This is a genomic window from Streptomyces sp. SDT5-1, from assembly GCF_052245995.1.
Taxonomy (GTDB): Bacteria; Actinomycetota; Actinomycetes; order Streptomycetales; family Streptomycetaceae; genus Streptomyces.
On the sequence record NZ_CM125963.1, the window covers coordinates 5,977,644 to 5,999,599 of the forward strand.

Genomic DNA, 21,956 nt, shown 5'->3' on the forward strand with positions numbered 1-21,956 from the left:
CGACCGACCCCCGGCTAACCTCCTGACATCACCCTTTCGTCGCAGGAGTCAAGAATCATGGCCAAGGTCCAGGTCCAGCGCATGTCCCGACTGATGGTGAAGACACTGCGCGACGACCCGGCGGACGCCGAAGTCCTCAGCCACAAGCTGCTGGTCCGCGCCGGTTTCGTGCGCCGTACCGCCGCCGGTGTCTGGTCCTGGCTGCCGCTCGGCCGACGGGTCTACGCCAACGTGGAGCGCGTCATCCGCGAGGAGATGGACGCCATCGGCGGCCAGGAGGTCCTGCTTCCCGCCCTGCTGCCGAAGGAGCCCTACGAGGCGACCGGGCGCTGGGAGGAGTACGGCGCCGAACTGTTCCGCCTCAAGGACCGCAAGGGCGGCGACTACCTGCTCGGCCCGACGCACGAGGAGATCTTCACCCAGCTGGTCAAGGACCAGTGCACGTCCTACAAGGACCTGCCGGTGATCCTCTACCAGATCCAGACGAAGTACCGCGACGAGGCCCGCCCCCGCGCCGGCATCCTGCGCGGCCGCGAGTTCCAGATGAAGGACTCGTACTCCTTCGACCTCTCCGACGAGGGCCTCGCCGAGTCGTACGGCCTGCACCGCGCCGCGTACCAGCGCATCTTCGAGCGCCTCGGCCTCGACTACCGGATCTGCGCCGCCACCGCGGGCGCCATGGGCGGCTCGAAGTCGGAGGAGTTCCTGGCCCCGGCCGCGGCCGGCGAGGACACCTTCGCCGACTGCCCGAACTGCGACTACGCGGCGAACACGGAGGCGGTCGGCTTCGCCGTGAAGGCCGTCGACGCCGAAGGGGTTCCCGCCCTCGTCGAGGTCCCGACCCCCGACACCCCCACCATCGAGACCCTCGCCGCGTACATGGAGGTCCCGGCCTCCGCGACGCTCAAGAACCTCCTCGTGAAGGTCGACGGCGAGATTGTCGCGGTCGGTGTCCCCGGCGACCGCGAGGTCGACATGGACAAGGTCGAGGCGCACTTCTCCCCGGCCACCGTCGAGCTCGTCACGGCCGAGGACTTCGAGGGCCGCGACGACCTCGTACGCGGGTACGTCGGGCCGCAGGGCCTGGAGAAGGTCAAGTACGTCGCCGACCCGCGGGTGGCGCCCGGCACGGCGTGGATCACCGGTGCGAACCAGGACGGCGTGCACGCGAAGAACGTCGTCGCGGGCCGTGACTTCGAGGTCGACGAGTACGTGGACGTGGTCGTGGTCGTCGAGGGCGACCCGTGCCCCGCCTGCGGCACCGGCCTCAAGCTCGACCGTGCCATCGAGATCGGCCACATCTTCCAGCTCGGCCGCAAGTACGCGGACGCGTTCCAACTCGACGTCCTCGGCCAGAACGGCAAGCCCGTGCGCGTGACCATGGGCTCGTACGGCATCGGTGTCTCGCGGGCCGTCGCGGCGCTGGCCGAGCAGCACGCCGACGACAAGGGGCTGGTCTGGCCGGACGAGATCGCCCCGGCGGACGTCCACGTGGTGGCGGCCGGCAAGGCGCTCCAGACGGAGCTGGCGCTCGACGTCTCCGACAAGCTGGCGGCGGCGGGCGTGCGCGTCCTGGTCGACGACCGCCCCGGCATCTCGCCCGGCGTGAAGTTCACCGACTCCGAGCTGATCGGCGTCCCGAAGATCCTGGTCGCGGGCCGCCGCAGCGCGGACGGCATCCTGGAACTCAAGGACCGCCGCACGGGCGAGCGCGAGGAACTCACGGTGGCCGAGGCCATTTCCCGCCTCTCCCACTGACCCCCTCCGGGGTTCCGCCGCGACCCGTACCCCGGCTCTGCGCTTCGTGCGCGGGGCCGGGGTTTGCGCTTATCGGGGGTGGGGCGGGGGTTTTGGGTTCAGCGGGGGCCGGGGTTGCGCACGGCGGGGGCGCGGGACCCGGGGGTTTCGGCCTCCCGGGCCCGGCGCCGACCGGAACCACGGCTCCGAGTTCACCTACGCGAGCCGGGCCCCGCAGCGGCACCGTGCCCGGCCCACCACGCCCCCGCGGCCTGCACCCCGCCTGCCGACCTCCCGCCGCCCACCTCCCACCCACCCGCCCCCTCCAGGGGCGTCGGCCCTCCGGGCCCCGGGCGCCCACGGGGCTGTGCCCTCGACACCTTCGCGCGAATCCGGGCTCGCGAGCACGCCTGAGCCGCCGTGGCCTCGTGGCCCGCGCCGACTCTCCATTCGCCTACCGGCGCCGGTGCGGCGATTCAAGCCCCGCCGGCGATTGCGACCGCAATGCCGGTCCGGCCATCCCCAGCGCCGGAACCGAGCCATACGCGTCACCCGACGTCGCGGTGACTGCTCGGGTACGCCCATCTCCCGCCAGCCCGCCCCCTCCGGGGGCTTCGGCCCACGGGGTGCCGCTCCGGGCCACCGGATGGCTGTGGCACGCGCCTCCAGCCGAGGGCCACTCAATCGCCGAGGGGCCGCGGGGCCCTCGCAGATAACCGTGGCGCCTGTGGTCCTCGCCGGCTACGCCCTCACGCGCCGCGTCGCACCTGCGGTGCGCCTTGGCGGTGGCCACGGGGCCGTGCCCCCGGAGCCCTGGCCCTGGTGGCCAGGGCGAAGCCCTTGGAGAGGGGGTGGGGGCGGCGAGAGATGGGCGGGGGAGACGGGGAGGGCGGCCGCTGGCCGGGTTCGGGGCGTTCCGCGACGCGGGTTCGGCAGATTCGGACCGGGGGAGTCCGTGTGTTGCCGACTACAGACTCGTGCGCCCGACGGTGCGCATGTGGTGCGTGTCGGCGATAGCCGGGTGCCCGTGGGCGGCGCCCCGTCGGTTCGGAGGGTGGAGGGGGAGCCCACCCGTCGCTGGCCACGGACTCGTGCGCCCAACGGTGCCCGTGCGGGTGCGATTTGGCGTTGACCGGGTGTCCGGCGCGGCGCCCCGTGGGGCCGACGCCCCCGGAGGGGGCGGGTGGGTGGGAGATGGGCGGCGGGAGGCAGGCAGGCAGCGGTCGACCGGTGGTGGGCCGAGGACCGGGGCGAGCGCACGCCGGATGAGTCCCACCGAAGGTCGACCCCGCCCCGGCCGAAGGTGACCCCTCACGCCACCCGGAGGCCCCCGCCCCACCCGGAGGTCAGAGCCAGCCGGCGAATTCCAGGAGGTTCTCGCCGTCCTGGCGGCGGCCCACCCGCAACGCCCTCGCCCCCGACTCCACCGCCCGGAACAACGTCCACCCCCGCAGCCGCTCCTGGTCGACCTCCAGGGACTCCGCGAGGCGCTTCACGCGGCGGCGGGTGATCGCGGGGCCGGAGGGGGAGCCGATGAGGTCCTCTACGCGGTCCCGTACGAGCCGCGCCAGGTCGAAGGCGGTCTCGCCGACCACCGGGTCGGGCCCGACCGCCAGCCACGGCATCCGCTCCCCGGACAGCACCTTGGACTGCCGGAACGTACCGTGCAGCAACCGGAGTTCGGGCGCGGAGGCCACCAGCTCGTCCCGGGTCGCGAGGGCCGCGTCGATCAAGGGCGCCACGTCCGGGAACGACTCGACCGTCGCCCGCATGCCGACCGCCTGCCGCCCCGTGCGCTCCGGCACGGTCTCGCAGTTGCGCCCTTCCGGCGGGTCCACCCACAGGCGGCGCAGCGTGCCCGCCGCCTCCAGGAGCGCCTTGGCCTCCGGCAGCGTACGGACGGAGATCTCCGGGTGGAGGCGTTCCAGCAACAGAGCGCCGTCGTTGACGCCCGGGTCCAGGAGGCGTACCGCGCCGAAGCCGTCCCAGTGCGTCAGCGCCGCGCGCTCCGCCTCCGGCCGGAACCGTTCCGGCGCCAGTTTCAGGATCGCCGGCGAGCCGTCCGCCCTGCGGACATGGGCGACGAGGCTGCTGCGGCCCCCGGGCACATGCACCCGCTCCACGGTGACCTCACGCCGCTCCGCCGCCTCGTCGAGCAGCGCCCCGACCCGGTCGAGCCACGCCGACGCCCCGTCGTCGCGCACCTCGCCGAGCGCGTTCACAAGCCGCTTCGGCGGTTCGAAAGCCATGCGCGGGGATGCCATGCGCGGGGATTCCCTTCCCGAGTCTGCCTACGTGCTGGGGTCCTCCGACGGCGAGGCCGACGCGGACGGCGCCGCGGCCCGTTCGGAGAGCCCAGGGAAGGCTACGCTGCCGCCGCCCCAGCGCACGGCACGGACCGCCGCCTCCCGCAGCGCGTCGGCCGCGCTCCGCCGCCGCTCGCCGCTCGACGCCCGTACGAGATCGGAGTACACGCCCGCGACCCTGCTCTCGATGTCCGCGGCGAGCCGCGCCGCCGCCGAGGAGTCGGGCACCGGGAACGGCAGCGCGTAGGCCCCCGCGGACTCCTCCGGGTTCCCGCCCAGGTCGCGCACCGTGCGCCGCAGTTCGTCACGGCGGGCGCGATGCGTGTCGTACGCGTCCCGCGCCTGCGACCTGCGGTCCTCGCCGATCCGGCCGCCGACGACCCCGTACCCGTACACGGCCGCGTGCTCGGCGCGCAGCGCCGCCTGTACCGCGGCGATGAGTGCGTTCTCGGTCATTTCCGTCCGTCCTCCGAGAGCAGGTACGCGTGCGCGGCCCCGGCCGCCGCCACCGAGGCGAGCAGCCGCGCCAGCTCGGCGGGGGCGTCGACGAGCGCGGTCATCCGGCGGTCCGAGAGCGCCTGCTCGGCGACGGAGAGCGCCTTGAGGATGTCCTTCTCGGTGGCCGGGCCCGCGGCCGGCTTGCGGCCGGGAGGCGCCGCGGCGCCGGACGGCAGGCTCTTGCCGCCGAACGCCTTCACGTGCCGCTCCACCTCGGCCCGCAGCGGCCCGAGCCGCTCGGTGAGCGCGGGCCGCGCCGCGAGCGCCTGGTCGTACTGGCCGAGCAGGTCGGCGCTCTCCCGCGCCGCCTTCGTCCGCAGCCGCTTCTCCTGCGCGGCGGCGGGCGCACCGCTGCCGCCGTCGGCGCCGCCCTCGGCACCCGAACAGCCGGTCAGCAGCGCGGCCCCGGCCAGCGAGGCGATCAGGGTCCTGCGGCGGGGCCCTGAGCGGGCGGGGAGGGGCAGCGGCACGGCGGGCGTCCTCAAGAGGCGTGGTGAGAGAGCTTTCGGAGGCGGCGGTTTCCTGATCGGAACCGATCAAGCGGGAGTGGCCGTGATCACCGTACCGTCGCGCTTGGCCGGGTGGACGGCAACACCCCCCTGGACCGGATACCCTTTGACCTGACGCGCAAGGAAAGTCAGTAACCCACAACAGCACACGCGGCCGAGGAGTCACCCGGATGAGCACCACCCAGAACGAGAGGCTGCGGGAACTACTGGAACCGCTCGTCACCTCACAGGGGCTCGAACTCGAAGAGATCGAAGTGGCCTCGGTCGGACGCAAGCGTGTGCTGCGCGTCGTCGTCGACTCCGACGAGGGCGCCGACCTCGACGCGATCGCCGATGTGAGCCGCGCGCTCTCGGCGAAGCTCGACGAGACCGACGCCATGGGCGAAGGGGAGTACGAGCTCGAGGTCGGCACCCCCGGCGCCGAGCGCCCCCTGAGCGAGCACCGCCACTACGTCCGCGCCGTCGACCGCCTCGTCAAGTTCCAGCTCAAGGACGACAGCGAGCTGGTCGCGCGCATCCTGAAGGTCGACGACGACGGCCTCGACCTCGAAGTACCGGGTGTGAAGGGCCGCAAGGCGACCACCCGCAGGCTCGACTTCGCCGACATCGCCAAGGCGCGGGTCCAGGTCGAGTTCAACCGCAAGAGCAAGAACGACAGCAACGACAACGAAGAGGAGGCGTAGCCGTGGACATCGACATGAGTGCCCTGCGGGGTCTGGTCCGGGAGAAGGAGATCTCCTTCGATCTGCTGGTCGAAGCGATCGAGTCGGCCCTCCTCATCGCCTACCACCGCACCGAGGGAAGCTTCCGGCACGCGCGCGTGCGGCTCGACCGCGACAGCGGCCACGTGACCGTGTGGGCCAAGGAGGACCCGGCCGACCTCGAGGAGGGCCAGGAGGCCCGCGAGTTCGACGACACCCCCTCCGACTTCGGCCGGATCGCCGCGACGACCGCGAAGCAGGTCATCCTGCAGCGGCTGCGCGACGCCGAGGACGACGCGACGCTCGGCGAGTACGCGGGCCGCGAGGGCGACATCGTGATGGGCCAGGTCCAGCAGGGCCGCGACCCGAAGAACGTGCTGGTGGACATCGGCAAGCTGGAGGCCATCCTGCCGGTGCAGGAGCAGGTGCCGGGCGAGGAGTACCCGCACGGCCTGCGCCTTCGCTCGTACGTCGTGCGCGTCGCCAAGGGCGTCCGCGGCCCGTCCGTGACCCTGTCCCGTACGCACCCGAACCTGGTGAAGAAGCTCTTCGCGCTCGAGGTGCCGGAGATCGCCGACGGCAGCGTCGAGATCTCCGCCATCGCGCGCGAGGCCGGTCACCGTACGAAGATCGCCGTGCGCTCCACCCGGAGCGGGCTCAACGCCAAGGGCGCCTGCATCGGCCCGATGGGCGGCCGTGTGCGCAATGTCATGGGCGAGCTCAACGGCGAGAAGATCGACATCGTCGACTGGTCCGACGACCCGGCCGAGATGGTGGCCAACGCGCTGTCCCCGGCGCGCGTCTCCAAGGTCGAGATCGTGGACCTCGCGGGCCGCTCCGCGCGCGTGACGGTGCCGGACTATCAGCTCTCCCTCGCCATCGGCAAGGAGGGGCAGAACGCCCGGCTCGCGGCGCGGCTCACCGGCTGGCGCATCGACATCCGTCCCGACACCGACCAGGGCGCCGCGGGCGACTCCTCCGGCGGCGGGGAATAAATCCGAGCGCTGAGCGCTTGGATCACGACAGTATGTGACGAGCCAACCGTTCGATCTTTGCCCCAAAGGGGTGAGGTCGGTACGGGGAGGTAGACTTAACCGTGTCTGGTCGGACGCATGCCCGCGCATGCCCTGAGCGAACCTGCGTGGGATGCCGGGAGCGAGCGGCCAAGAGCGATCTGCTGCGGATCGTGGTGATCGAGGGCCAGTGCGTCCCCGATGATCGCGGTACGCTGCCCGGCCGGGGTGCTTACGTGCATCCCGCCCTGGCCTGTCTTGACCTGGCGGTCCGCCGCCGGGCGTTCCAGAGGGCTTATCGGGCCCCTGGACCGTTCGACACGGCGGCCCTGCGCCACCGCGTCGAGCAGGCGACACCGTAAGAAGCGCCGTACGGAACCGCCGTGCGGCCCTGGTACCTCGCGAGTTGGAAGTAGGTCGAGATTGCGATGAGCACTCGATGAGTACGCGATGAGTACGCCCATGAAGTAGCGACGGTCCGGCGTAACCCGGACCTAAAAGGAGCGAAGTGGCTAAGGTCCGGGTATACGAACTCGCCAAGGAGTTCGGTGTAGAGAGCAAGGTCGTCATGGCCAAGCTCCAAGAACTCGGTGAATTCGTACGTTCGGCGTCTTCGACCATCGAAGCGCCGGTTGTACGCAAGTTGACTGACGCCCTGAACCAGGGCACCAACGGCGCGGCCAAGAAGCCCGCCGCCAAGAAGGCCGCGCCCGCGAAGCCCGCGGCGCCGCGTCCCACCCCCTCTTCCGCGCAGGCCGCCAAGCCTGCCGCCCCGCGTCCGGGCCCGGCTGCGCCGAAGCCCGCCGCGGAGAAGCCCGCCGCCGCGGAGAAGCCGGCCGCGCCGGCCCCCGGCCCGCGTCCGACGCCCGGTCCGAAGCCGGCCCCGAAGCCCGCTTCGCCGGCGCCGAGCACCCCGGAGTTCCAGGCCCCGGCCGCCTCGCAGGCCCCCGCGGCCCCGAAGCCCGGCCAGGCCGGTCCGCGTCCCGGCGCCCCGAAGCCCGGTGGCCGTCCGGCCCCCGGTCAGGACCGTGGCCAGGGCGGCCAGGGCCAGCGCGGCGACCGTCAGGGCGCCCCGCGTCCCGGCGGCGGCCAGGGCCAGCGTCCCGGCGGCGCCCGTCCCGCGGGTCCGCGTCCGGGCAACAACCCGTTCACCTCTGGTGGCTCCACCGGCATGGCGCGCCCGCAGGCGCCCCGTCCGGGCGGCGCCCCGCGTCCCGGCGGCCAGGGTGCCCCGGGCGGTCCGCGCCCGCAGGGTGGCGGCCAGGGTGGTCCCCGTCCGCAGGGTCAGGGCGGCGCCGGTCGTCCGACCCCGGGCAACATGCCGCGTCCGCAGGGCCAGGGCGGCGGCGCCGCGGGCCCGCGTCCCGGCGGCGGCAACCGTCCGAACCCCGGCATGATGCCGCAGCGTCCCGCCGCGGGCCCGCGTCCGGGTCCGGGTGGCGGCGGTCGCGGTCCCGGCGGCGGCGGTCGTCCGGGCGGCGGCGGTCGTCCCGGCTTCGCCGGTCGTCCCGGCGGCGGCGGTGGCGGCGGCGGCTTCGCCGGTCGTCCCGGTGGTCCGGGCGGCGGCGGTGGCGGTCGTCCCGGCTTCGGCGGTCGTCCCGGTTTCGGTGGCCGTCCCGGTGGTCCGGGTGGTCGCGGTGGCACGCAGGGCGCCTTCGGCCGTCCCGGCGGTCCGGCGCGTCGCGGTCGCAAGTCGAAGCGGCAGAGGCGCCAGGAGTACGAGGCCATGCAGGCCCCGTCGGTGGGCGGCGTCATGCTGCCTCGCGGCAACGGATCGACGGTCCGTCTGTCGCGCGGTGCCTCCCTCACCGACTTCGCCGAGAAGATCAACGCCAACCCGGCGTCGCTCGTCGCGGTGATGATGAACCTCGGCGAGATGGTCACGGCCACGCAGTCCGTCTCCGACGAGACGCTGCAGCTCCTCGGTGACGAGATGAACTACGTCGTCGAGATCGTGTCCCCCGAGGAGGAGGACCGCGAGCTGCTCGAGTCGTTCGACATCGAGTTCGGCGAGGACGAGGGCGGCGAAGAGGCCCTCATGGCGCGTCCGCCGGTCGTGACCGTCATGGGTCACGTCGACCACGGTAAGACGCGACTGCTCGACGCGATCCGCAAGACGAACGTCATCGCGGGCGAGGCCGGCGGCATCACCCAGCACATCGGTGCCTACCAGGTCGCGACCGAGGTCAATGGCGAGGACCGCGCCATCACCTTCATCGACACCCCGGGTCACGAGGCGTTCACCGCCATGCGTGCCCGTGGTGCGAAGTCGACCGACATCGCGATCCTCGTGGTCGCGGCCAACGACGGCGTCATGCCGCAGACGATCGAGGCCCTCAACCACGCCAAGGCGGCCGAGGTCCCGATCGTGGTCGCGGTCAACAAGATCGACGTCGAGGGTGCCGACCCGACCAAGGTGCGCGGTCAGCTGACCGAGTACGGCCTGGTGGCCGAGGAGTACGGCGGCGACACGATGTTCGTCGACATCTCCGCCAAGCAGGGTCAGAACATCGACTCCCTGCTCGAGGCCGTGGTCCTGACCGCGGACGCCTCGCTCGACCTGCGGGCCAACCCCGACCAGGACGCGCAGGGTATTGCGATCGAGGCCCACCTCGACAAGGGCCGCGGTGCCGTCGCGACCGTCCTCGTCCAGCGAGGCACGCTCCGTGTCGGCGACACGCTGGTCGCGGGCGACGCCTACGGCCGTGTCCGTGCCCTCCTCGACGACAAGGGCGAGAACGTGCAGGAGGCGGGTCCCTCGACCCCGGTCCTCGTGCTCGGTCTCACCAACGTCCCGGGCGCCGGCGACAACTTCCTGGTGGTGGACGAGGACCGTACGGCCCGTCAGATCGCCGAGAAGCGTGCCGCCCGCGAGCGGAACGCGGCCTTCGCCAAGCGCGTGCGCCGTGTCTCCCTCGAGGACCTGGACAAGGTGCTCAAGGCCGGCGAGGTCCAGCAGCTCAACCTCATCATCAAGGGTGACGCTTCTGGTTCCGTCGAGGCCCTCGAGTCCTCCCTGCTCCAGCTGGACGTCGGCGAAGAGGTCGACATCCGGATCCTGCACCGCGGCGTCGGTGCGGTCACGGAGTCGGACATCGACCTGGCCATGGGCTCGGACGCCATCGTCATCGGCTTCAACGTCCGTGCGGCCGGCCGTGCCGCGCAGATGGCGGAGCGCGAGGGCGTCGACGTCCGCTACTACTCGGTGATCTACCAGGCCATCGAGGAGATCGAGGCGGCCCTCAAGGGCATGCTCAAGCCGGAGTACGAGGAGGTCGAGCTCGGCACGGCGGAGATCCGCGAGGTCTTCAAGTCGTCCAAGCTGGGCAACATCGCGGGTGTTCTCATCCGCTCCGGCGAGGTCAAGCGCAACACGAAGGCCCGCCTCGTCCGCGACGGCAAGGTCATCGCGGAGGACCTCAACATCCAGGGTCTGCGTCGCTTCAAGGACGACGTCACCGAGATCCGCGAAGGGTTCGAGGGCGGTATCAACCTCGGCAACTTCAACGACATCAAGGTCGACGACGTCATCGCGACGTACGAGATGCGCGAGAAGCCGCGCGTCTGACCTGAGCGTCAACGGACGGGGCCGGTCGACGGGACTTATTTCCGTCGATCGGCCCCGGCCGTTGCGTGTACCGTTCCCGTATCGGTGGCCGGAAGCGGCCGCCCATACGACCCCGGACCGGCGGGACATCCGGACACACACATGTATGTGGGGACTCTGTCCTTCGATCTGCTCCTCGGCGACGTCCACTCGCTGAAGGAGAAGCGCTCCCTCGTCCGTCCGATCGTGGCCGAGCTGCACCGCAAGTACGCGGTGAGCGTCGCGGAGACGGGCAACCAGAACCTCCACCGCAGGGCCGAGATCGGGCTCGCGGTGGTCTCGGGGGACACCGGCCACCTGACCGACGTACTGGACCGCTGCGAGCGTCTTGTCGCCGGTCGGCCCGAGGTGGAACTGCTCTCGGTTCGACGCAGGCTCCACAGCGACGAAGACTGAAGCAACAAGCAAAGCAAGCACTTAAAGGAGACGGACCAGTGGCCGACAACGCGCGCGCCAAGAGGCTGGCGGACCTCATCCGAGAGGTGGTGGCCCAGAAGCTGCAGCGCGGGATCAAGGACCCGCGGCTCGGCTCGCACGTCACCATCACGGACACCCGCGTGACGGGGGACCTGCGGGAGGCGACCGTCTTCTACACGGTGTACGGGGACGACGAGGAGCGGGCGGCGGCCGCCGCGGGCCTCGAGAGCGCCAAGGGCATCCTGCGCTCGGCGGTCGGTCAGGCGGCAGGCGTGAAGTTCACGCCGACCCTGACCTTCGTCGCGGACGCCCTCCCGGAGAACGCCCGCACCATCGAGGACCTCCTCGACCGGGCCCGGCAGTCCGACGCCCAGGTGCGCGAGGCGTCCGCGGGCGCGAAGTTCGCCGGCGAGGCGGACCCGTACAGGAAGCCCGAGGACGACGAGTCCGACGAGGACGGCGACGCCTGAGCATGACCGACCGCACCCCTCCGCCCGACGGCCTTGTCATCGTCGACAAGCCGTCGGGCTTCACTTCGCACGACGTCGTGGCCAAGATGCGTGGGATCGCCAAGACCCGCCGCGTCGGCCACGCGGGCACCCTCGACCCGATGGCGACGGGCGTGCTCGTGCTCGGCGTCGAGCGCGCCACCAAGCTCCTCGGCCACCTCGCGCTGACCGAGAAGGAGTACCTGGGCACCATCAGGCTCGGGCAGAACACCCTCACCGACGACGCGGAGGGCGAGATCACCTCGTCCACCGACGCGTCCGGCGTGAAGCGCGCCGACATCGACGAGGGCATCGCCAAGCTCAGCGGCGACATCATGCAGGTGCCGTCGAAGGTCAGCGCCATCAAGATCAACGGCGTGCGCAGCTACAAGCGGGCCCGCGAGGGCGAGGAGTTCGAGATCCCGGCGCGCCCGGTCACGGTCTCGTCCTTCGCCGTGTACGACGTCAGGGACGCGGTCGCCGAGGACGGCACGCCGGTCCTCGACCTGGTCGTCTCCGTGGTCTGCTCCTCCGGTACGTACATCAGGGCGCTCGCCCGTGACCTGGGCGCGGACCTCGGTGTCGGCGGGCATCTGACGGCGCTGCGGCGCACCCGCGTCGGCCCGTACAAGCTGGACTCGGCGCGCACCCTCGACCAGCTCCAGGAGTCGCTGACCGTGATGCCGGTGGCCGACGCCGCCGCGGCCGCGTTCCCGCGCTGGGACGTCGACGGGCGGCGCGCGAAGCTGCTGCTGAACGGCGTGCGCCTGGAGATTCCCGAGGAGTACGCGGGCGTCGGCCCCGTCGCCGTGTTCGGACCCGGTGGCCAGTACCTCGCCCTCGTCGAGGAGGCGAAGGGCAAGGCGAAGAGCCTCGCCGTCTTCGGCTGAGGCTCCTGCCGACGATCTCGGTGGAGCGGCGGAATCCGGCCCGTCGGGTGGCCGCCGCTCCACTCCCCCTCTTCGGGTGTATCCCACCGCGCCCGAATACTTCACCCCTTTGGGCGGGCGCTCGGAGTGAATGGGGGGAGCGCAAGGGGGCGCGTTTGCCTCGAGCGCTGTCCTGCTGATCATCGCGCGCCTACCGTCGTGGTCAGGGGTGTGGCGGAGAGCGGCGGGAGGATCGCGTCATGGTGGATCCGCCGCTGGTACGGATCTGCGATCCGGGCGGGCGGCCGCGCGGTGTGGGGTTCGCGGCGGACGACCGCGGGACGGTCGTCACCGGGCACGAAGTGGTGAGCGGTCTCGAGCGACTGCTGGTGCACGCGCCGGGCGGCGCGAGCTGCGTGCTGGGACCCGAGTCGGTCGTCGAACTCCCCGAAGCGGCCCTCGCGCTGCTGCGCACCGAAGGGCTCGGCGTGACACCGCTCCCGGTGGCCGCGGCGCCGACGACGGAGCCCGGCGCGTATGTGCGCATCCCCGCGGGCGGCTGGCGCGAGGCCCGCGTCCTGGGCCACTCGCCCGTCTCCTACGTCACCGAGGGCGGGCGGCATCTGCTGCACGGCGCCCTGGAGCTGGCCGTCGGCACGGCCGGGGCCGACGGGCTGCGGCCCGGCGGCGGCGCCGCGGGCGGCCCCGTCCTCAACGCGCGTACGGGGTCCGTCGTCGCGGTGCTCGGCACGGCGCTGCGGGCCGGGCACCGGGCGGCCGGGTTCGCGGTGCCGCTGCGGGCGGCGGCCGGGGGCAGGGGCGGGCGCGGACCGCTCGCCGAGCTCCTCGCCCGCAACGCGGCGACCGTGCCCGCGTACGGCCCCGACCTCAACCTCGGCGGCGTGCTGCAACTGGGCGGCATCTCCGTGGGCAGCGACGGTCCGGGGGACACCGGAGTCGATCCGGTCGAACGGCCGGATGTCGTACGAGAATTGGAGGCCTTCACCGCACGGGCGGACGGGGAGGCGCGGGTGCTCGCGCTCGTCGGGGAGCCGGGCAGCGGGCGGACCACGGAACTCGCCGCGTTCGCCGCGCGCCGGGCCGAGGGGCACTGCGCGGCGCCCACGGTGTGGCTGCGCGGCGCCGATCTGAGCGCGGACGACGCGTCGGTGGCGCAGGCCGTCGGCAGGACGCTCGCGCGGGCGGCGCGGATCGTCGCGGCGTCCCGGGAGGACGCGGGTGAGGGCGGCATCGGGGACGTGTCCGCCGAGCGGATCGCCGAGGTCGCCAGGGTGGCGGGGCGGCCGCTCGTGCTGCTGCTCGACGGGCCCGAGGAGATGCCGCCCGTCCTCGCGCACCGGCTCGACGCGTGGTCGCGTGGGACCGAGCGGTGGCTCGCGGCGTGCGGGGTACGGCTCGTGGTGGCCTGCCGGGGCGAGTACTGGGAGCAGGCCGGAGCGCTGTTCGGGCCTGGTGTGACGTACGGGCGCGGGGCGCCGCCGTGCGTGCGCGTCGGGGACCTGGCGGGGGAGGCGGCGCGGCGGGCGCGGGAGCGGTTCGGGGTGCCGGAGGGGGCGCTCGTGGAGCGGGAGGCCGGGCATCCGTTGTCGTTGCGGCTGCTGAGCGAGGTGCGGGCCGCGTTGCCAGGGGATGTGGCCGGGTGCCCCGACCGGGACGAGATCTTCGGGGCGTACCTCGACCTGATGTGTCTGCGGGTGGCGGTGCGGTTGGCCGCGCCCGCAGGGGTGCGGGGGAGCGGGGTGCGCAGGCTCGCGGCGCGGGTGGCGGGGCAGGTGCACGAGGCGGCGCGGCGGAGTCTCGGTCCTGGGCAGGGGGAGTTGGACCGGGAGGCGTTCGAGGAGCTGTTTCCGTGGGGGACGCGGTTCGGGGTGTCGGGGTGGGCGTCGGCGGTGCTTGCGGAGGGGGTGCTGGTGCCGGCGGGGGAGGGGTATCGGTTCGGGCACGAGGAGGTGGCGGACTGGATCCAGGGGATGCACCTGGATGTGGACGGGGCGTTGGACTCGCTCGTCTTCCGGCGCCGGCCCGACGCGTTTCCGGTTCCGCGGCACCGGGCGGGGCCGGTGGTCCAGGCGCTGCTCTTCCTCGACGGGGTCGAGCTGGGGGAGAGGTTGCGGGAGTTGGTGGGGTGGGTGGTGCCTGATGTGGGTTCGGCCTGTGCCGGGGGTGAGGTGTCTGCGACGGGGTCGGCGCCTGATGTGGGTTCGGCCTGTGCCGGGGGTGAGGTGTCTGCGACGGCGTCGGCGCCCGACGCGGGTTCGGCCCGCACCGGGGGCCGCCTTGCCCACCCTGCCGCCTGGGGGTCCCCCCAGACGGAGTCCGGGGGAGGCAGATTGCCCAAGTCGGGTGGGGTTGACCGTGAGGGGTGGGGAGTCGGGGGTGGTGAAGCCTTGCCCAAGGCGGGTGGGGTTGGCCGTTACGGGGCGGGAGCCGAGGTTGGGGGCCCGGCGGGGCGACGCCCCCGGAGGGGGCGGGAGGGCGGGGGTGCCGCGGGGGCGCGGCCGTCTCAGGGGCGGAGCCCCGGGGCGGGGGGCGTGCACGATCGCGACGGTCAGTCGGATCAATCCCCGTACTTGGACGAGAGGCAGCGGGCTTCGGGGCGGAACCCCGAGAGGGCCGAGGCCGCGTGGTGGGGGGCCGTGCTCGTGCGGGGGGTGTTGGGGAAGGTGCCGGATGCCGCGGCGTACCCCGACGTCGTCCGGGTTCTGGCGGAGCGTGGAAGCTTCGACGGGGAGTTCTGGATGCGGCTCGCCGTGGACGACGACACCCGGTTCGAGCTGCTGCGGCACCGCGTCGTACGGGACGGCGCCGAGGCCGGTGACCGCTGTCTGGACACCGTCGCCGCCTGTCTCGCCACCGAACCCCGGAGGGTCCACCGCAGGCTGACCCGCTGGTTCGACGACGACCGCCCGCTGCCCGCTCTCCCGGACGCCACGGTCGCCGAGGTGGCCCAGGCCCTGCTCCACACCCACCGGCACGGCGACATCGACGATCTGGTCGAGGCCCTCGTCGAGCGCGCCCACCCGCGCGCCGACGAGCTGCTCGTGACCCTGGCCGACGAGGAGCCCGCAGCCCTGTGCCGCGCTGTCGCCCGCTGGGCCCACGACGAGCGCCCGGCACGGCACGCGGCGGCCGCCACGTACGGCACGCTGGTCGCGCCGAAGGCCGTCGACCCGGCCGACCGCGAGGCGCTGCGGCACGCCGCGTACGCCCTGCTCGACGCGCCCGACCGCGCGCTGCACGGCGCCGCCCTCGCCGTCCTCGTACAGGACCTGGAGGCGCGGCCCGCGTATCTGGCGGCGGCCCTCGACCGGTTCGCGGCGGGCGACGCGCGGGTGCCGGCGCACGTGCTCGCGGAGGCCGCGGCCACCCACCCGGAGCCGGTGTTCGCGGCGTTCCGCGCCCGGCTGCGGCAACCGGGCCCCGGCCTGGGCGAGCTCCTGCGGGCCCTCGCCGCCCTGTCCGACCCCGCCCACGCGCGCCGCGCCGCCGAACTGGTGCGGGAGCTGGCCGAGGACTGGCCGGACGCCGCCGCGAGCCACGTCGCCGCGTTCGTCGACCGCTGCCTCGAGCACGGCCCCGGAGCACGCCCCGTACTGTTCCCGCTGGTCGTGGGCCTCGTGGCGGAGCGGCCCCCGGCCGTCCGCGCCGCCCTCGCCCCCGTGCTCGCCGCCCCCGGCACGACCGCGTCGCGCGCGCTGCGGGCCGAGCTGCTCGACGTACTCCTGGAGGAGGAGCGCGAGCTCGACGTGCTGGACGCGCTGCTGTGCGCGGCGGCCCGTGACGCGGCCCGGCGAGGGCAGCCGAGGACGCGGGACCTGGTGCACCGCACGGGCACGCTCCTGGTGCGCACCCCGGAGGGCGCATCCCGCTTCGACGCCCGGCTCGTGGACCTCGCCAGGACCGTGCCGGGCTTCGCCGCCCTGGTGGCGGACTGGCTCGCGGAGGCGCCCCGCGAGTGGGCCGCGCTGGTCGGGCCCGCCTCACGGCGCACGATCGAGAACGTGGCGGGGGCACGGGTCCCCGCATAGCGGTCGCGGGCCCCGCCCGATGCGAAGCGCGAGCGGGCGGCATGGCACTCTTAGACCTGCGTATTCGGTAGAAGAGACGCAACGTTCCAAACGGTCGGACACAGGTTTGCGAGGGGCAATCACCGTGCAGCGCTGGCGTGGCTTGGAGGACATCCCCCAGGACTGGGGGCGCAGCGTCGTCACCATCGGCTCCTACGACGGGGTGCATCGCGGGCACCAGCTGATCATCGGGCGGGCCGTGGAGCGCGCGCGTGAGCTGGGCCTTCCCGCGGTCGTGGTCACCTTCGACCCGCACCCGAGCGAGGTCGTGCGCCCGGGTTCGCACCCGCCGCTGCTCGCCCCGCACCACCGCCGCGCCGAGCTGATGGCCGAGCTGGGCGTGGACGCGGTGCTGATCCTCCCGTTCACCACCGAGTTCTCGAAGCTGTCGCCCGCCGACTTCGTGGCGAAGGTGCTCGTCGACAAGCTGCACGCGCGCGTGGTCGTCGAGGGCCCCAACTTCCGCTTCGGCCACAAGGCCGCCGGCAATGTCGACTTCCTGGCCGAGCAGGGGCAGACGTACGACTTCGAGGTGGAGGTCGTCGACCTGTACGTCAGCGGGTCCGCGGGCGGCGGTCAGCCGTTCTCCTCCACGCTGACGCGGCGGCTCGTGGCGGAGGGCGACGTCGTCGGCGCCGCCGAGATCCTCGGCCGGCCGCACCGCGTCGAGGGCGTCGTCGTGCGCGGCGCGCAGCGCGGCCGTGAGCTGGGCTTCCCGACCGCCAACGTCGAGACGCTCCCGCACACCGCGATCCCGGCCGACGGCGTCTACGCCGGGTGGCTGTACGTGAACGACGAGGCGATGCCCGCCGCGATCTCCGTCGGCACGAACCCGCAGTTCGACGGGACCGAGCGGACCGTCGAGGCGTACGCCATCGACCGCGTCGGGCTCGACCTGTACGGGCTGCACGTGGCCGTGGAGTTCGTGGCGTTCGTGCGCGGCATGGCGAAGTTCGAGTCCCTCGACGAGCTGGTCGCCGCGATCGCGGACGACGTGAAGCGCTCGCGGGAGCTCGTCGAGGCGGCCTCCGAGGCCTGAGCCTCCGGAGTGGCGCAGGTCACATCCGGGGCTGTCACATCGGGGCGGGGCGCTCCGTCGTAGTGGTGTCACCACTTATGACGGAGTGCGAAGGAGCCCCTCATGGAACCGCGACTCGACCTCTTCACCAACCCGGCCCTCGGCAAGGTCCTCAAGCACATCATCGCCGCGGGCAAGGGCGTCGAGGACACCGGCGTCCCGGCGGCGACCCTGGAGCTGGTGAAGATCCGGGCCAGCCAGATCAACGGCTGCGCCGGCTGCCTGGACATGCACGTCAAGGACGCCGCCGAGGCCGGTGAGACGCCGGTCAGGCTCGCCCTGGTGGCCGCCTGGCGCGAGGCGAAGGTCTTCACGGAGGCCGAGAAGGCCGCCCTGGAGCTGACCGAGGCGGGCACCCGCATCGCCGACAGCGCCGGGGTCTCCGACGAGGTGTGGGAGAAGGCCGCCAAGCACTACGACGAGACGCAGCTCGGCGCGCTCATCGCCTGCATCGCCGTGATCAACACGTTCAACCGGTTCAACGTGATGACCCGGCAGCCCGCCGGCGACTACGTGCCCGGCATGTTCGGCTGAGCCGTCGACCGACCATGCGTGAAGGCCCGGCTCCGCACGGAGCCGGGCCTTCACGTCCGTGCGGACTACTCGGTCGCGCCCTTCGCCGCCGCCCAGTGGCACGCCACCTGCGACGCCGCCGCGCCCGTGAGCAGCGGCAGGTCCACCGTCCTGCACGCCTCGTCGACGCCCGCCCCGGCCGCCCGGCCGTCCGCGAGGACCTGGCAGCGCGCGTGGAAGCGGCAGCCGCTCGGGATGCGGGACGGGTCCGGCGGCTCGCCCGTGAGCACCACGGGCTCGCCCGGCGCCTCTGGCAGCACCGACAACAGAGCCTGGGTGTACGGGTGCCGGGGCGCGGTCAGGACGTCCTCGACCCGGCCCGTCTCCACGATCCGGCCCAGGTACATCACCGCCACCCGGTCCGCGATGTTCCACGCGAGACCGAGATCGTGCGTGACCACGAGCGCCGAGAGGCCCAGCTCGTCGCGCAGCCGCAGCAGCAGGGCGAGGATCTCGCCGCGCACGGACGCGTCGAGGGAGGCCACCGGCTCGTCCGCGACGATGAGTTCGGGGTCGAGGACCAGGGCGCCCGCGATGACGACGCGCTGGCGCTGGCCGCCGGACAGCTCGTGCGGATAGCGCAGGAAGAACCGCTCGGGGGGCCTGAGTCCCGCGCGCGACAGGGCGTTCGTGACGGCCTCCCGCTCGTCGCCCGCGTAGCCGTGGATGCGCAGCCCCTCGGCCACCGCGTCGTACACCGTGTGCCGGGGGTTCAGGGAGCCGCTCGGGTCCTGGAGCACCAACTGCACGCGCTTGCGGTACGACTTGAGGGCCTTGGAGGCGTAGTCGAGGGACTCGCCCGCGAACGTGACCCGGCCCGACGTCGGCCGCTCCAGGCCGAGCAGGGTGCGCGCGAGGCTCGTCTTCCCGCACCCGGACTCCCCGACGAGCGCCACGATCTCGCCCGGCGCGATGTCCAGGTCGACGCCGTCCACGGCGCGCGCCTCCGCGGCGCCGCGTCGGCCGGGGAACGTGACGTGCAGCTTGTCCGCGCTGAGCAGGGGCCGCGCGGTCTCCGGGGCCTCGGGCTTCTGAAGCGTTTCCGTCATGCCGTGGTGCTCCTTGCTTCGACTTCCTCGCCCAAGGGCTCGTCCGAGTCCACGCGTACACACGCGGCCCGCCGTTCGGGGCCCGCGTCCCGCAGCGCCTGGTCCTCGTGCGCGCAGACGTCCAGCGCGACGGGGCAGCGCGGGTGGAACGTGCAGCCCGACGGCAGCGCCGACGGGTCCGGCGGATCGCCGGGCAGCCCGCGCGGCGCGAACCGGGAGGCCGGGTCGCCGATCGTGGGGAACGCCGCCGACAGCGCCTTCGCGTACGGGTGCACGGCGTCCTCGTAGACCTGGAGCGCCGGGCCCTCCTCGACGACGCGGCCCGCGTACATCACGGCGAGCCGGTCGCAGGTGTCGGAGAGGACCGCCAGATCGTGGCTGATCATGATCAGGCCGAGGGACTGCTCGGCCACCAACTGCTCGATCAGGCGCAGGATCTGGGCCTGGATCATCACGTCGAGGGCCGTCGTCGGCTCGTCGGCGATGATCAGGTCGGGCTCGCAGGCGAGCGCCATCGCGATCATCACGCGCTGGCGCTGGCCGCCGGACAGCTCGTGCGGGTACGCGTTCGCCCGCGCCGCCGGGAGGCCGACGTGTTCGAGGAGTTCGCCGACCCGCTTCTTCGCGCCCTCCTGCGTCGCCTTCTTGTGCAGCAGGATCGGCTCGGCGATCTGGTCGCCGATGCGGTGCACCGCGTTGAGGGAGTGCATGGCGCCCTGGAAGACGATCGAGGCGCCCGCCCAGCGGACGGCCCGCACCCGGCCCCACTTCATGGCGAGGACGTCCTCGCCGTTCAGCAGGATCTCGCCGGTGACCTTCGCGTCCTTCGGCAGCAGCCGCAGCAGCGCGAGCGCCAGCGTCGACTTGCCGCAGCCGGACTCGCCCGCGATGCCGAGCTTCTGGCCCGCCGCCACGGACAGGTTCACGCCGCGGACGGCCCGCGCCCCGCCGGCGTACGTCACGTCGAGGTTCCGTACCTCGAGAAGCGTCATGAGCGCACCCCCAGCTTCGGGTTGAGGACGGATTCGACGGCGCGGCCGCACAGGGTGAAGGAGAGCGCGACGATCGCGATGGCGATGCCGGGAGGCGCCAGGTACCACCAGTCGCCCGCGCTGACCGCGCCCGCCTCGCGCGCGTCCTGGAGCATGCCGCCCCAGGAGGTGACCGTCGGGTCGGACAGGCCGAGGAAGGCGAGCGTCGCCTCGGTCAGGATCGCCGAAGAGATGATCATCGTGGTCTGGGCGAGGACCAGCGGCATCACGTTCGGCAGCACGTGCCGCGTCATGACGTGGCTGTGGCTGCCGCCGAGCGCCCGCGCCCGCTCGATGTACGGGCGGGCCTCCACGGACAGCGTCTGGGCGCGCACCAGGCGCGCGGTCGTCGGCCAGGTCGTCACGCCGATCGCGATGATCACGGTCCACATCGACCGGTCCATGACGGTCGCGAGCGCGATGGCGAGGACCAGCGTCGGCATCACCAGGAACCAGTCGGTGACCCGCATCAGGACCGTCGAGTACCAGCCGCGGAAGTGGCCGGCGACGATGCCGATGACGGTGCCGATCGCCACGCACAGGAACGCGGCGAGCAGGCCCACGGTGAGCGAGATCCGGGCCCCGTACACCAGCAGGGCCAGCACGCTGCGGCCGAACTGGTCGGTGCCCAGCGGGAATTCGGCGCTCGGGCCCTCCAGCGGCCCGCCGGGCGCGTCGGTCACGCTCTGCGAGTCCGCGCCGACCAGGACCGGCGCGAGGATCGCGATCAGGGCGATCAGAATCAGCAGGCCGAGGCCCCACAGGCCGCTGCGGTGCGCCCGGTAGGAGCGCCAGAAGCGGGCCAGGGACTGGCGCTTGCGGGCGCGCGCGAGGGAGCGCGCGCTGGGCGCCTTCGCAGGGGCGGCGGTGTCGGTCGTCATCGGCCCACCCTCGGGTCGAGCAGCGGATACAGGATGTCGGCGAGGGTGTTCGCGAGGATCACCGCGGTCGCGAAGACGAAGAACAGGCCCTGGACCAGGGGTAGATCGGGCACGGACAGCGCCTGGTAGAAGAGCCCGCCGAGACCCGGCCACGAGAAGACGGTCTCCACGAGGATCTGCCCGGCGACCACATGCCCCAGGTTCACGAACATCAGCGTGAACGTCGGCAGCATCGCGTTCGGCACCGCGTGCTTGCGGCGCACCAGATCGTCGCGCAGCCCCTTGGCGCGCGCGGTCGTCAGATAGTCGCTGCCCATCTCGTCGAGCAGCGAGGACCGCATGACGAGGAGCGTCTGCGCGTAGCCGACCGCGACCAGCGTGACCACCGGCAGGAACAGATGGTGCGCGACGTCGATGACGTACGCGAACCCGGTCTCGCCGCCCGATTCGAGGCCGCCTGTCGGGAACATGCCGGGGATCGGCCCGATGCCGACGGCGAACACGATGATGAGGAGCAGGCCGAGCCAGAACGCCGGGACCGAGTACAGGGTCAGCGCGAACGCCGTGTTGAAGCGGTCGCTGCGCGAGCCGTTGCGCCACGCCGTGCGCGTGCCCAGCCAGATGCCGAGCGCCGAGTACAGCACGTACGCCGTGCCCGTGAGCAGCAGCGTCGCCGGGAGCGCGTCGAGGATCTTGCCCATGACCGGGGTGTGGAACTGGTACGAGATCCCGAAGTCGCCGGAGAGCGCGTCCCCGATGTACGACGTGAACTGCTTCCACATCGGCTGGTCGAGGCCGTACTGATGGCGCAGGTTCTGGAGCTGCTCCGAGGAGACCTTGCGGCCGCCGGTCATCTGCTTGACCGGGTCGGAGGGGATGAGACGGAACAGGAAGAAGCTGGTCACGAGGACGGCGAACAGCGAGACGATCGCGCCGCCGATCTTCGTGAGCGCGTACTGGACGTACGCCTTGGTGTTGCGGGCCCGGGGGCCGCGGGCGGCCGGCGGCGCCCCGGCCGAAGCCGGGTCGCCTTCCGTGCCGTCCGCGGGCTGCACGAGCGCCGGAGTGCTGTCAGCTGTCATGTTTCACATGTCTTCTTACTCGCGTGTTG

General features: G+C 72.9%; 18 protein-coding genes. 11 read left to right on the forward strand and 7 right to left on the reverse strand.

From position 1 onward, the window contains the following. Window positions 1–57 precede the first annotated feature (57 nt). Window positions 58–1,758 (forward strand): proline--tRNA ligase, encoded by a 1,701-nt coding sequence (locus ACTWJ8_RS27665; protein WP_356389286.1) that lies wholly within the window; start codon window positions 58–60, stop codon window positions 1,756–1,758. A gap of 1,325 nt (window positions 1,759–3,083) precedes the next feature. Here ACTWJ8_RS27665 and ACTWJ8_RS27670 read toward each other — a convergent pair. From ACTWJ8_RS27670 to ACTWJ8_RS27680, 3 genes are read right to left on the reverse strand one after another with little or no spacing between them, the layout of a single operon-like run. Beyond that, complete coding sequence (locus ACTWJ8_RS27670) at window positions 3,084–3,986, reverse strand: aminoglycoside phosphotransferase family protein (protein WP_443260538.1); 903 nt, start codon at window positions 3,984–3,986, stop codon at window positions 3,084–3,086. Between the two features lie 42 nt (window positions 3,987–4,028). Beyond that, window positions 4,029–4,499, reverse strand: coding sequence for a ferritin-like domain-containing protein (locus ACTWJ8_RS27675; RefSeq protein ID WP_356389290.1), 471 nt, complete (start codon window positions 4,497–4,499; stop codon window positions 4,029–4,031). Continuing rightward, window positions 4,496–5,011 carry a hypothetical protein gene (locus ACTWJ8_RS27680; protein WP_443260539.1) on the reverse strand — a complete coding sequence of 172 codons (516 nt, stop codon included), beginning with the start codon at window positions 5,009–5,011 and terminating at the stop codon, window positions 4,496–4,498. Before ACTWJ8_RS27680 ends, ACTWJ8_RS27675 begins: the two co-directional genes overlap by 4 nt. Window positions 5,012–5,220: 209 nt before the next feature. Between ACTWJ8_RS27680 and rimP the strand changes: the two genes are divergently transcribed. The 10 genes from rimP to ACTWJ8_RS27730 all read left to right on the forward strand — a co-directional run bounded on the left by rimP (window position 5,221) and on the right by ACTWJ8_RS27730 (window position 17,845). Next, window positions 5,221–5,733 (forward strand): ribosome maturation factor RimP, encoded by a 513-nt coding sequence (gene rimP / locus ACTWJ8_RS27685; protein ID WP_356389294.1) that lies wholly within the window; start codon window positions 5,221–5,223, stop codon window positions 5,731–5,733. 2 nt (window positions 5,734–5,735) lie between these two features. Next, window positions 5,736–6,746 (forward strand): transcription termination factor NusA, encoded by a 1,011-nt coding sequence (gene nusA / locus ACTWJ8_RS27690; protein ID WP_356389296.1) that lies wholly within the window; start codon window positions 5,736–5,738, stop codon window positions 6,744–6,746. Between the two features lie 101 nt (window positions 6,747–6,847). Next, a complete protein-coding gene (locus tag ACTWJ8_RS27695) occupies window positions 6,848–7,126 on the forward strand; it encodes a YlxR family protein (protein WP_356389298.1) in 279 nt (92 codons plus the stop codon). Window positions 7,127–7,272: 146 nt separating this feature from the next. After that, window positions 7,273–10,332 carry a translation initiation factor IF-2 gene (gene infB, locus ACTWJ8_RS27700; RefSeq protein ID WP_443260540.1) on the forward strand — a complete coding sequence of 1,020 codons (3,060 nt, stop codon included), beginning with the start codon at window positions 7,273–7,275 and terminating at the stop codon, window positions 10,330–10,332. Between the two features lie 141 nt (window positions 10,333–10,473). Next, window positions 10,474–10,767, forward strand: coding sequence for a DUF503 domain-containing protein (locus ACTWJ8_RS27705; RefSeq protein ID WP_266714802.1), 294 nt, complete (start codon window positions 10,474–10,476; stop codon window positions 10,765–10,767). A gap of 38 nt (window positions 10,768–10,805) precedes the next feature. Further along, entirely contained in the window at window positions 10,806–11,258 is a 453-nt protein-coding gene (rbfA, locus tag ACTWJ8_RS27710) for a 30S ribosome-binding factor RbfA (RefSeq protein WP_356389302.1), read from the forward strand. 2 nt (window positions 11,259–11,260) lie between these two features. Further along, complete coding sequence (truB, locus tag ACTWJ8_RS27715) at window positions 11,261–12,166, forward strand: tRNA pseudouridine(55) synthase TruB (protein ID WP_356389304.1); 906 nt, start codon at window positions 11,261–11,263, stop codon at window positions 12,164–12,166. A gap of 239 nt (window positions 12,167–12,405) precedes the next feature. Further along, entirely contained in the window at window positions 12,406–16,194 is a 3,789-nt protein-coding gene (locus ACTWJ8_RS27720) for a serine protease (RefSeq protein WP_443260541.1), read from the forward strand. Between the two features lie 124 nt (window positions 16,195–16,318). Then, window positions 16,319–17,272 (forward strand): bifunctional riboflavin kinase/FAD synthetase, encoded by a 954-nt coding sequence (locus ACTWJ8_RS27725; RefSeq protein ID WP_356389308.1) that lies wholly within the window; start codon window positions 16,319–16,321, stop codon window positions 17,270–17,272. A 102-nt stretch (window positions 17,273–17,374) separates the two neighbouring features. Further along, the gene (locus ACTWJ8_RS27730) at window positions 17,375–17,845 is read left to right on the forward strand and encodes a carboxymuconolactone decarboxylase family protein (RefSeq protein ID WP_443260542.1); all 471 of its coding nucleotides are present in this window, start codon (window positions 17,375–17,377) and stop codon (window positions 17,843–17,845) included. 65 nt (window positions 17,846–17,910) lie between these two features. On the opposite strand, the gene ACTWJ8_RS27735 is transcribed toward ACTWJ8_RS27730, so the two are convergent. Genes ACTWJ8_RS27735 through ACTWJ8_RS27750 form a run of 4 tightly spaced genes read right to left on the reverse strand, consistent with a single transcriptional unit; the run spans window position 17,911 to window position 21,927 of the window. Beyond that, on the reverse strand, window positions 17,911–18,933 hold the full coding sequence (locus ACTWJ8_RS27735) for an ABC transporter ATP-binding protein (protein ID WP_356389311.1): 1,023 nt from the start codon (window positions 18,931–18,933) through the stop codon (window positions 17,911–17,913). After that, complete coding sequence (locus ACTWJ8_RS27740; RefSeq protein WP_356389313.1) at window positions 18,930–19,925, reverse strand: ABC transporter ATP-binding protein; 996 nt, start codon at window positions 19,923–19,925, stop codon at window positions 18,930–18,932. Before ACTWJ8_RS27740 ends, ACTWJ8_RS27735 begins: the two co-directional genes overlap by 4 nt. Next, complete coding sequence (locus ACTWJ8_RS27745; RefSeq protein WP_443260543.1) at window positions 19,922–20,845, reverse strand: ABC transporter permease; 924 nt, start codon at window positions 20,843–20,845, stop codon at window positions 19,922–19,924. The genes ACTWJ8_RS27740 and ACTWJ8_RS27745 overlap by 4 nt, the downstream gene beginning before the upstream one ends. Beyond that, window positions 20,842–21,927 (reverse strand): ABC transporter permease, encoded by a 1,086-nt coding sequence (locus tag ACTWJ8_RS27750; protein WP_356389317.1) that lies wholly within the window; start codon window positions 21,925–21,927, stop codon window positions 20,842–20,844. The genes ACTWJ8_RS27745 and ACTWJ8_RS27750 overlap by 4 nt, the downstream gene beginning before the upstream one ends. Window positions 21,928–21,956: the final 29 nt, after the last annotated feature.

What these genes read in the sequence shown, in the direction of transcription:
- ACTWJ8_RS27665 (WP_356389286.1), top strand. Translation starts at nt 58, where the DNA reads ATGGCCAAGGTCCAGGTCCAGCGCATGTCCCGACTGATGGTGAAGACA.
- ACTWJ8_RS27670 (WP_443260538.1), bottom strand. Translation starts at nt 3,986, where the DNA reads ATGGCTTTCGAACCGCCGAAGCGGCTTGTGAACGCGCTCGGCGAGGTG.
- ACTWJ8_RS27675 (WP_356389290.1), bottom strand. Translation starts at nt 4,499, where the DNA reads ATGACCGAGAACGCACTCATCGCCGCGGTACAGGCGGCGCTGCGCGCC.
- rimP (WP_356389294.1), top strand. Translation starts at nt 5,221, where the DNA reads ATGAGCACCACCCAGAACGAGAGGCTGCGGGAACTACTGGAACCGCTC.
- ACTWJ8_RS27705 (WP_266714802.1), top strand. Translation starts at nt 10,474, where the DNA reads ATGTATGTGGGGACTCTGTCCTTCGATCTGCTCCTCGGCGACGTCCAC.
- truB (WP_356389304.1), top strand. Translation starts at nt 11,261, where the DNA reads ATGACCGACCGCACCCCTCCGCCCGACGGCCTTGTCATCGTCGACAAG.
- ACTWJ8_RS27720 (WP_443260541.1), top strand. Translation starts at nt 12,406, where the DNA reads ATGGTGGATCCGCCGCTGGTACGGATCTGCGATCCGGGCGGGCGGCCG.
- ACTWJ8_RS27730 (WP_443260542.1), top strand. Translation starts at nt 17,375, where the DNA reads ATGGAACCGCGACTCGACCTCTTCACCAACCCGGCCCTCGGCAAGGTC.
- ACTWJ8_RS27735 (WP_356389311.1), bottom strand. Translation starts at nt 18,933, where the DNA reads ATGACGGAAACGCTTCAGAAGCCCGAGGCCCCGGAGACCGCGCGGCCC.
- ACTWJ8_RS27740 (WP_356389313.1), bottom strand. Translation starts at nt 19,925, where the DNA reads ATGACGCTTCTCGAGGTACGGAACCTCGACGTGACGTACGCCGGCGGG.
- ACTWJ8_RS27745 (WP_443260543.1), bottom strand. Translation starts at nt 20,845, where the DNA reads ATGACGACCGACACCGCCGCCCCTGCGAAGGCGCCCAGCGCGCGCTCC.
- ACTWJ8_RS27750 (WP_356389317.1), bottom strand. Translation starts at nt 21,927, where the DNA reads ATGACAGCTGACAGCACTCCGGCGCTCGTGCAGCCCGCGGACGGCACG.